Here is an 8,814-nt window from a genome sequence, read left to right on the forward strand (position 1 = left end):
CGCCGCGGACCTCATCGACTTCGCGGACCATGGCGGACTTCAGCGGCATGGTGACCGACAGCCCGCGCCAGGTTCCCCCCTGCCGCACGTCCTCGCGGACACGGGCCATAAAGGCCGGCAGCGCGTCTTCTGTCACGTCGACCGCCGAGTAGTCGAGCTCGACCCCAAGGTGGGCGTAGGCCGCGCGGTGCAGCGCCGGAGACTTCGAATGACTGATCGGGTGCCCCAGTACGGCAGCCCGGGGCGTCATACGCAGCGTCCGGGGTTGGCCTCACACCAGGCGTTGTACTTGGCGACGTAGGTGTTGTGCTCCGCCAGTGTCTTGGAGAACAGGGTTTCCTTGGTGTCCAGGTTGATCGTCACCCAGTAGAGGTATTCATTCGACTTGGGCTTGGCCGCCGCGTCGATGGCCGTCTTGCCCGGTGAGCCGATCGGTCCTACCGGCAGGCCCTGGTTGGCATAGGTGTTGTACGGGTTGGACTTGTCGGACTTCTGGGCCTCGTCGATGTGGAAGCTCTTGATGCCGAGCCCGTAGGTCACCGTGGCGTCGGACTGGATCAGCCCGTTCGTCTCGGTGTTGTTCGGCTTGAGCCGGTTGTAGATCGCGCCGGCCACATTGCCGTATTCCGCCTGGCCGCCCTCGGCCTGGACGATGCTGGCGACGGTAACGACGTCGTACTGCTTAACCGGATCCGTCACTCCCTGGGACTTGAGCTCGTCCAGGGTGGTGTTCACGAGCTTTCGCAGCACGTCCTTCGCGGGGGTGCCGAGCGGGAACCGGTACTCGCCGGGGGCGAGGAAGCCTTCGAGGTTCTTGGCCTTTGCCGGCACACCGAACTGGGCCGGCGATTCGTTGAGCGCCTTGAGTTCGGCAACGGGCACACCGCTGCCCTCGGAGATGGCCTGGAGCGATTCGCCGATTCGCAGCCCGGCGCTGAGAGCGAAGTACATGACCTTGCCCTTGTCCTTGTTCAGCAGGATGGCCACGGCGTCGGAGTTCTTCATCTCGGTGCGCATAGTGAAGTCTCCGGGGGCGAGCGCCCCGCCGGAGGCGATGAATTCCTTGAGGAAGGTGTCGGCGTTCGCCACGACCTTCTTTTCCTGGAGCTGTGTGGCCACGGACTTGGGTCCGGAGCCCGGCGGCACGGTGATGATGACCTCGCCGGTTCCGGGACCGGGGTAATCGGCCGCCGTGTCCCCGCCCAGGAGGGGCTTCAGGAACTGCGCGCCGACGGCGACTGCCACGACGAAGACGGTCAGCGTCAGCAACAGCGCAAGGAACCGGCGCCGGCGGCGGACCTTCTTGGAGGGGCCCTTGGACGTGCGGATGGCGGCACCTCCGGCCAGCAACACGCGGCCGTCTTCCTCGTGCTGGTAGTCGGCGGGGGTGTCGTCGGCAGGGTGTCCGTCCGCGCCGTCGTACACGTGGTGGCCCTCGTCGGGGCGGCCGTCGTGGAGTTCAGCGTCGTGGTGGCGTTCGTAGCCGGGCGGAACGTCGGCTTCATGGCGGACGGCGTCCGCATGGGAAATGCCGCCCGCGTACTCGTGGACGGGTTCGTAGTGCACGGGCTCGCTGTCAGCCGGTTCGTGCACGGGTTCGTCCTGGACGGGCTCTTCGTGAACGGTGGGAGCTGCGGTGGGCAGGTCCGGCGCGTCGGCCGCCCTGACGGGCTCCGGCCGGACCGGCTCGGGCTGGACCGGCTCGGGCTGGACCGGCTCCGGCTGGACGGGTTCCGGCTGGACGGGGGCATCGGTTTCGGGGACGGAATCGTTCGCGGCGTGGGGCGCAGCCGCCGGGGTGTCCTCGCCGGTCTCGAAAGCCTGCGGCGGGATAACGTCGTGGCCCTGGGTCGCCTGGACTTTCTCCTGGGCCCTGAGCTCCTTGCGCGTCAGCGGTCGGCCGGCGCCGCCGAATGCATCACCGGAGGAGTCGTCACTGTTGACCGGGCTCACTGTAGCCTTCCATTTTGGGCAGAATGCGTGGTGCAGAATGCTCGTCTAGTGCCGGGCTGGCGTGTGCGCCATCCCCGGTTGGCCCCGGTGCGGACTCCGCGTATACGCGGCTTCCGACCTCCGTCCCCCTGGCCTTTTGCATATCGATCGCATGCTGCAGGATACCTGCGGCCGCAACCTGATCAACTACCTTACGGTGATTCCGGCTGCTCATGCCAGCTTCGTGCAGGTGCCGGTGGGCCGACACTGTGCTTAGCCGCTCATCGACCAGCCGGACCGGCACCCCGGAACCGCTCTCCCCCAGTTTACCCGCCAGTAGTTTTGCGTAATCCGTGGCCATCCGCGCCGAGGCATGTTCCTCGCCTTTCATGGTCCGCGGCAGGCCGACAAAGATCTCCACGACACCGAGTTCCACGGCCAGGGCCGCGATGATCCGCACGTCGGTGTTCTTCTTCGCGTTCCGTTCGAGGGTGCGCAACGGGGTGGCCAGGATGCCGTCACGATCACAGACCGCGACGCCGACCCGGACGGTCCCGACGTCCACCCCGAGCTTGACGCCGAGGGGGTAGTCGCCGGGCACAGCAGCTTCGTTCACGGCTCGTCCGCTATCGCCGGGTAATGGCGTCCACGACGGCGGCGAGTGCCGCGCCGACCTTGGCGGTGTCCGTGCCGCCGCCTTGGGCGACATCGTCCTTGCCGCCACCGCCGCCGCCCAGAATTCCGGCGGCGAGGCGCACCAGGGCCCCCGCCTTGACCCCGGCCGTCCGGGCGGCTTCATTGGTGGCGATCAGGATGGCCGGGCGGTCGTTGCTGACTCCGGCGACTGCGACGGCGGCCGGCTCGGAGCCGAGGCGGGTCCGCAGGTCCAGGGCCAGGCCGCGCAGGTCGTCCGCGCCGCTGACCTGGCCGGCGTCGTGGGCGATGACCTTGATGCCGGCGGCGTCCTTGGCGGTCCCCACGAGCTGCCCGGCGGCTGCCGTGAGCTGCTCCTTGCGCAGGCGCTCAAGTTCCTTCTCCGCCGTCTTGAGCTTGGTCAGCGTGGTGGCGATCCGGTCCGCGAGCAGACCGGAGGGAACCTTAAGCATGTCGGTGAGTTCGGTCACCAGCGCGCGTTCGGCGGCGAGGTGCCGGAAGGCGTCCATACCGACGAAGGCCTCGACACGGCGGTTTCCCGAGCCGACGGACTGCTCCCCGAGCAGGGACAGGCTGCCGATCAGGGACGTGTTCTCGACATGGGTGCCGCCGCAGAGTTCACGGGACCAGGCGCCGTCGATCTCCACGACCCGGACTTCGTTGCCGTAGTTCTCGCCGAAGAGCGCCATGGCGCCGAGGGCCTTGGCCTCGGCGAGACCCATGATCCTGGTCTCCACCCGGTAGTTGTTGCGGATGGCGATGTTGGAGACTTCCTCGATTTCGGACCGGGTGGCGGGGCTCAGGCCTTCACCCCAGGCGAAGTCGAAGCGCAGGTAGCCGGCCTTGTTGAAGGAGCCGCGCTGCAGCGCTTCCGGGCCGAGGATCTGGTGCAGGGCGGCGTGCACGATGTGCGTGCCGGTGTGGGCCTGCTCGGCGGCGTGCCGGCGTTCGCGGTCCACGGCTGCCTGGACGAGGGAGTCGGCACTGATTTCGCCTTCGCGGACAATTGCCTTGTGCACGCTCAGGCCCTTGATCGGGCGCTGGACGTCGAGGACCTCGACGACGAAGCCGTCGCCGGTGATCAGCCCGGTGTCGGCGGCCTGGCCGCCGGCTTCGGCGTAGAAGGGGGTCTCGGCGAGGACCAGTTCGATTTCCTCGCCCGTGGACGCCTGGGAAACCTTGCGGCCGCCGGCGAGGATGCCGCGGACCTTGGACTCACCGGTGAGCTCGGTGTAGCCGGTGAAAACAGTCTCTCCGGCGGACAGCAGCTCCTGGAAAGCGCTGAGGTCGGCGTGGGAGCCCTTTTTGCCCTTGGCGTCGGCCTGCGCGCGCTGGCGCTGTTCGAGCATGAGCTTGCGGAACTCCGGCTCGTCGACCTTGAGCCCGGCTTCCTCAGCCATTTCGAGCGTGAGGTCGATCGGGAAGCCATAGGTGTCGTGCAGGGCGAAGGCATCGGCGCCGGAGAGCGGGTGGCCCGCGGCTTTGGACTCCTTGACGGCGTCCTCGAGCCGGGCGGTGCCGGACGCGATGGTGCGCAGGAACGCCTTCTCCTCGGCATAGGCAATCCGGCTGATCCGGTCGAAGTCCGTCTCCACGATCGGGTAGACGCCCTTCATAGCGTCGCGTGAGGCGGGCAGCAGCTCGGGCAGGCAGGCTTTTTCGACGCCAAGCAGTCGCATGGAACGCACGGCACGGCGGATCAGGCGGCGCAGCACGTAGCCGCGGCCCTCGTTGGAGGGGGTCACGCCGTCGGCGATCAGCATGAGGGAGGAGCGGATGTGGTCGGCAACGACGCGCATCCGGACGTCGTCGGTGTGGTGCGGGTCAGCCGCGGACTCGGCGGAGGTGTACTCCCGCCCGGAGAGGGCCGCGGCCTTGTCGATGACGGGGCGGACCTGGTCTGTCTCATACATGTTCTCGACGTCCTGCAGGATCATCGCAAGGCGCTCCATGCCGAGGCCGGTGTCGATGTTCTTCTTGGGCAGTTCGCCGGTGATGTCGAAGTCCACCTTGGAGCGGACGTTGTCGATCTGGTACTGCATGAACACGAGGTTCCAGATTTCCACGTAGCGGTTCTCGTCCGCGATCGGGCCGCCCTCGACGCCGTAGGCGGGGCCGCGGTCGTAGTAGATCTCGGAGCAAGGGCCGGCCGGGCCGGGCTGGCCGGTGGACCAGTAGTTGTCCGCCTTGCCCATCCGCTGGATCCGCTCGGCGGGCATACCGGTGTTCTTGAGCCAGAGCTGCTCGGCGTCGTCGTCCTCTTCGTAGACGGTGACCCAGAGGCGCTCAGGGGGCAGTCCGTACCCGCCGTCGTCAACGCCCGTGGTGAGCAGTTCCCAGGCGAACTTGATGGCGTCTTCCTTGAAGTAGTCGCCGAAGGAGAAGTTGCCGCACATCTGGAAGAAGGTGCCGTGGCGGGCGGTCTTGCCGACTTCCTCGATGTCGCCGGTCCGGATGCACTTCTGCACGCTCGTGGCGCGCTTGTAGGGGGCTTCCTCCCGGGCGGTCAGGTAAGGGATGAACGGGACCATGCCGGCCACTGTGAACAGCAGGGAAGGGTCGCTGGAGACCAGGGAGGCGGAGGGAACCGCCGTGTGGCCCTTACTGACAAAAAAGTCGATCCAGCGCTTGGTGATCTCCTGCGACTTCATGAGCTGATTACTTACCCTTCAATATTCACTGCGTTTATGTTCACTGCGTTCGTGTTCACGCGTGTGGTCCGCGGAACGGTCTGGTCCCGGCCTTCGGCCGTGCCGGCGGCCCTGTGTGCGGGTGCCGCCTTATTCCTCATTCTCTCCCGGCTAGCGCCGGACTGCATCCCGGCCGGCGGCACCCTTGCTGACGGCCATTTCAAGGCCCGCGTCGATACCCAGGGCGGCCCGGAGTTCCGTCTCGCGCTCGTTCATGCCCTCGCGGACGGCGTCGGCGAAGTCGTACAGGCCGTCGGCGAGCCGGCCAACCGCCCGATTGAGCCCCTCGGGGCCCAGGTTGGACTGCGCTTCGGTGATCTTGCGGAACGCGATGACGCCGATGGCGACGCCGAGTCCCATCCAGATGATTCTGTTCATGTCAGGTTCTCCAGCTGGAATTAGCGGCTGCGGCGGCCGGTGGCGGGCTTTTTACGGGCGGTGAAGGCCGAGCGCACGCCGTAGCTGAAGGAGGCGACCTTGATCAGCGGCGAACCCACAGTGGCGGCCACGAGCGAGGACAGCGCCGAGATGTTGGCGGAGGCGTCGGAGACGTTGTTCGCGATCCCGTCGACCTTCTTCAGCTGCTCATTGGTCGTGGAAACGGTCGCCGTGACTTCGTCCATGAGCGGCGTGGCGCCGTCGCTGATGGAACGGATGGAGGTCCGTACTTCGTCAAACACTCCCCCGAGCTTGAGGATCGGCACGGCGAGCAGCAGGACCAGCAGTGCAAACACTCCGGCCGCGATCAGGCCGGCAATATCGCCACCAGTCATAGTCGTTCATCTCCTTGTTGCGTCGTGTCCCTGCGGGCGCCGCCGGCTGACACAGCCGGCAACCGCAGAACTCCCCCAAGTACCTTACATACAAAGAAGCCCGCGGCGCTTGCCACGGGCTTCTTTGTAAGGTGTCGCGCTGGATCTAGCGTGCGTAGAATTCCACGACGAGCTGCTCTTCGCAGGTCACGGGGACCTCGGAGCGCTTCGGGCGACGGACCAGGCGTGCCTGCAGGGCGTCAAGCTTGACGTCCAGGTATGCCGGAACCATCGGCAGGACGTCGCGGTGAGCGCCGGCTGCTGCAACCTGGAACGGAGGCATGGACTCGCTGCGGCTGTGAACGTGGACCAGCTGGCCCTCAGAGACGCGGAAAGACGGGCGGTCAACGCGGATGCCGTCGACCAGGATGTGGCGGTGGACAACCAGCTGGCGGGCCTGGGCGATGGTGCGGGCGAAGCCGGCACGCAGCACGAGGGCGTCGAGACGCATTTCGAGCAGTTCGATCAGGTTTTCACCGGTCAGGCCCTTGGTGCGGCGTGCTTCTTCGAAGGCACGCGTCATCTGGGCTTCGCGGATGCCGTACTGGGCGCGCAGACGCTGCTTTTCGCGCAGACGTACGGCGTAGTCGGAGTCCTGCTTCTTGCGGGCACGGCCATGCTCACCGGGGCCGTACGGGCGGCGCTCCATGTACTTGGCGGCCTTGGGGGTCAGAGCAATGCCGAGTGCACGCGAAAGGCGTGCGGTACGGCGAGCACGAGTGTTGTTAGCCACTTGTGTCCTTCCAATATCTGCGGTGTGTCAGTGTTACTGGCCTCCACGATGGAGAGCATCGGCCAACCGCTGCCTTTTGCTACTGGGCACAGGGCAAACCCATCTGCACAGCATAAAATGCCGAAATCAGGTGGATTGTGCGTCCGTGCCTTGCCAGACAACGAACAACCTTACCATGCCGGCACCGGCCGCCCGGGCGGCCGGTCAGGTCCTGGCGTGCACACCCCTGCCGGAGCGCCGGCCCAAGGATGCCGCGCCCAGGAACTCAACGGCCACGAACGGATCGGTTCCCACCACCCATTCATCGTGGCCCGGCGGAATCGCATAGGTGTCGTTGGCCTGGATCGTGGAGTGCAGCCCGTCGGCGGATTCCACTTCCATGACCCCGGAGATGCAGAACCCAAGGTGGTGGTGCTGGCACACCTCGGTCGCCTCGAAGTCTCTGATGGATTCGGACCACCGCCAACCGGGGCCGAGGATGAGCCGCGCCACCGAGAAGTCGTTCACGGTGACAAGGTCGAATTCGGCGTTGTCCGGGCACCGCTTCTTGTCCGGTACATCAAAGGACTTGACTGCCAGGGCTGTGACGTAATTTACGGGCATGGGACACACGACCTAGGAACTTCAGTGATGGTGCCGGTGTGATGAGAGGGTCCGGCGATGCCGGTCGCCGACCTGAGGTCCGACTTAAATCCACGTTAGACCTCATGCACCGGAAGTCAACGGGCAATTTCCGGGCCCGCGGTCACGTGCCCCGGATAATCCTGCGGAGCCGCTCCAGCCGGGTGGAAATGTCCCGCTCGGCGCCATTGGCGGTGGGTTCGTAGTAGTTGCGGCCGACCAGGTCGTCCGGCGGGTACTGCTGGGTGGCCACGGCGTGCGGCGCGTCGTGGGCGTATTTGTAGCCCTTGCCGTGGCCCAGCTGTTTGGATCCGGGGTAGTGGGCGTCCCGCAGGTGCGCGGGGATGCCGTTGCCGAGGCCGGCGCGGACATCCGCGATCGCCTGGTTGATCCCCATATACGCGGCGTTGGATTTTGGTGCGGTGGCGAGGTGGACCACGGCCTCGGCCAGGATGATGCGGCCTTCGGGCATGCCGATCAGCTGCACCGCCTGGGCGGCGGCGACCGCGGTCTGCAGCGCCGTCGGGTCGGCCATACCAACGTCCTCGGCCGCGGAAATGACGATGCGCCGGGCCACGAACCGCGGGTCCTCCCCCGCCTCGAGCATCCGGGCGAGGTAGTGCAGGGCGGCGTCGACGTCGGAACCCCGGATGGACTTGATAAAGGCGCTGGCGACGTCGTAGTGCTGGTCGCCGGCGCGGTCATAGCGAACCGAGGCGACGTCGAGGGCCCGTTCGGTGTGCTTGAGCTCGATCGTCACGGGAGCGTCCCCGGCCGCCCCGGAGGCCGCCCCGGAGATTCCCTCAGTGTCGTCCGCGTCCCCGAAGGCGACGCCGGCCGCCGCCTCAAGCGCGGTCAGCGCCCGGCGGGCATCCCCGCCGGAGAGCCGGACGAGATGGCCCAGTGCCTCGTCGGTGAGTTCCACCTTGCCGTCGAGGCCGCGGTGGTCGACCGCGGCCCGCAGCAGCAGTCCCTCAACGTCGGCGTCGGTGAGCGGTTTGAGGGTCAGCAACAGGGACCGCGACAGCAGCGGGGACACCACGGAGAAGGAGGGGTTTTCGGTGGTCGCGGCGACCAGGACCACCCAGCGGTTCTCGACACCGGGCAGGAGGGCATCCTGCTGGGCCTTGTTGAAGCGGTGGATCTCGTCCAGGAACAGCACCGTGGTGGTCTTGAAGAGGTCCCGGGCGGTGAGGGCTTCCTCCATGACGCGGCGGACGTCCTTGACCCCGGCGGTAATGGCGGAGAGCTCGACGAACTTCCGGCCGGGGCCCTTGGCGATGACGTGCGCGAGCGTGGTTTTTCCGGTGCCGGGCGGCCCCCAGAGGATCAGCGAGCTGGGTCCTGCGGGGCCGGTGGCGTCCGTGCCGGC

General features: G+C 66.9%; 8 protein-coding genes and 1 pseudogene. All 9 read right to left on the bottom strand.

Going from position 1 to position 8,814, the window contains the following annotated elements:
- Nucleotides 1-250, bottom strand: a pseudogene (locus K789_RS0100155) (shikimate dehydrogenase); the annotation flags it as partial.
- Complete coding sequence (gene mltG, locus K789_RS0100160; protein ID WP_024364976.1) at nt 247-1,953, bottom strand: endolytic transglycosylase MltG; 1,707 nt, start codon at nt 1,951-1,953, stop codon at nt 247-249. The pseudogene K789_RS0100155 and the gene mltG, both read right to left, overlap by 4 nt.
- On the bottom strand, nt 1,934-2,548 hold the full coding sequence (gene ruvX, locus K789_RS0100165; protein ID WP_024364977.1) for a Holliday junction resolvase RuvX: 615 nt from the start codon (nt 2,546-2,548) through the stop codon (nt 1,934-1,936). The genes mltG and ruvX overlap by 20 nt, the downstream gene beginning before the upstream one ends.
- A gap of 10 nt (nt 2,549-2,558) precedes the next feature.
- A complete protein-coding gene (alaS, locus tag K789_RS0100170) occupies nt 2,559-5,237 on the bottom strand; it encodes an alanine--tRNA ligase (RefSeq protein ID WP_024364978.1) in 2,679 nt (892 codons plus the stop codon).
- Between the two features lie 150 nt (nt 5,238-5,387).
- Entirely contained in the window at nt 5,388-5,654 is a 267-nt protein-coding gene (locus K789_RS0100175; RefSeq protein WP_024364979.1) for a DUF6167 family protein, read from the bottom strand.
- A gap of 20 nt (nt 5,655-5,674) precedes the next feature.
- On the bottom strand, nt 5,675-6,049 hold the full coding sequence (locus tag K789_RS0100180; RefSeq protein WP_024364980.1) for a DUF948 domain-containing protein: 375 nt from the start codon (nt 6,047-6,049) through the stop codon (nt 5,675-5,677).
- A gap of 145 nt (nt 6,050-6,194) precedes the next feature.
- Complete coding sequence (gene rpsD / locus K789_RS0100185) at nt 6,195-6,821, bottom strand: 30S ribosomal protein S4 (RefSeq protein WP_024364981.1); 627 nt, start codon at nt 6,819-6,821, stop codon at nt 6,195-6,197.
- 204 nt (nt 6,822-7,025) lie between these two features.
- Nucleotides 7,026-7,424, bottom strand: coding sequence for a hypothetical protein (locus tag K789_RS0100190; protein ID WP_024364982.1), 399 nt, complete (start codon nt 7,422-7,424; stop codon nt 7,026-7,028).
- A gap of 142 nt (nt 7,425-7,566) precedes the next feature.
- Nucleotides 7,567-8,814: replication-associated recombination protein A (locus K789_RS0100195; RefSeq protein ID WP_024364983.1), on the bottom strand; the 1,248-nt coding region annotated here is incomplete at its 5' end.

The organism is Arthrobacter sp. TB 26, from assembly GCF_000427315.1.
Taxonomy (GTDB): Bacteria; Actinomycetota; Actinomycetes; order Actinomycetales; family Micrococcaceae; genus Arthrobacter.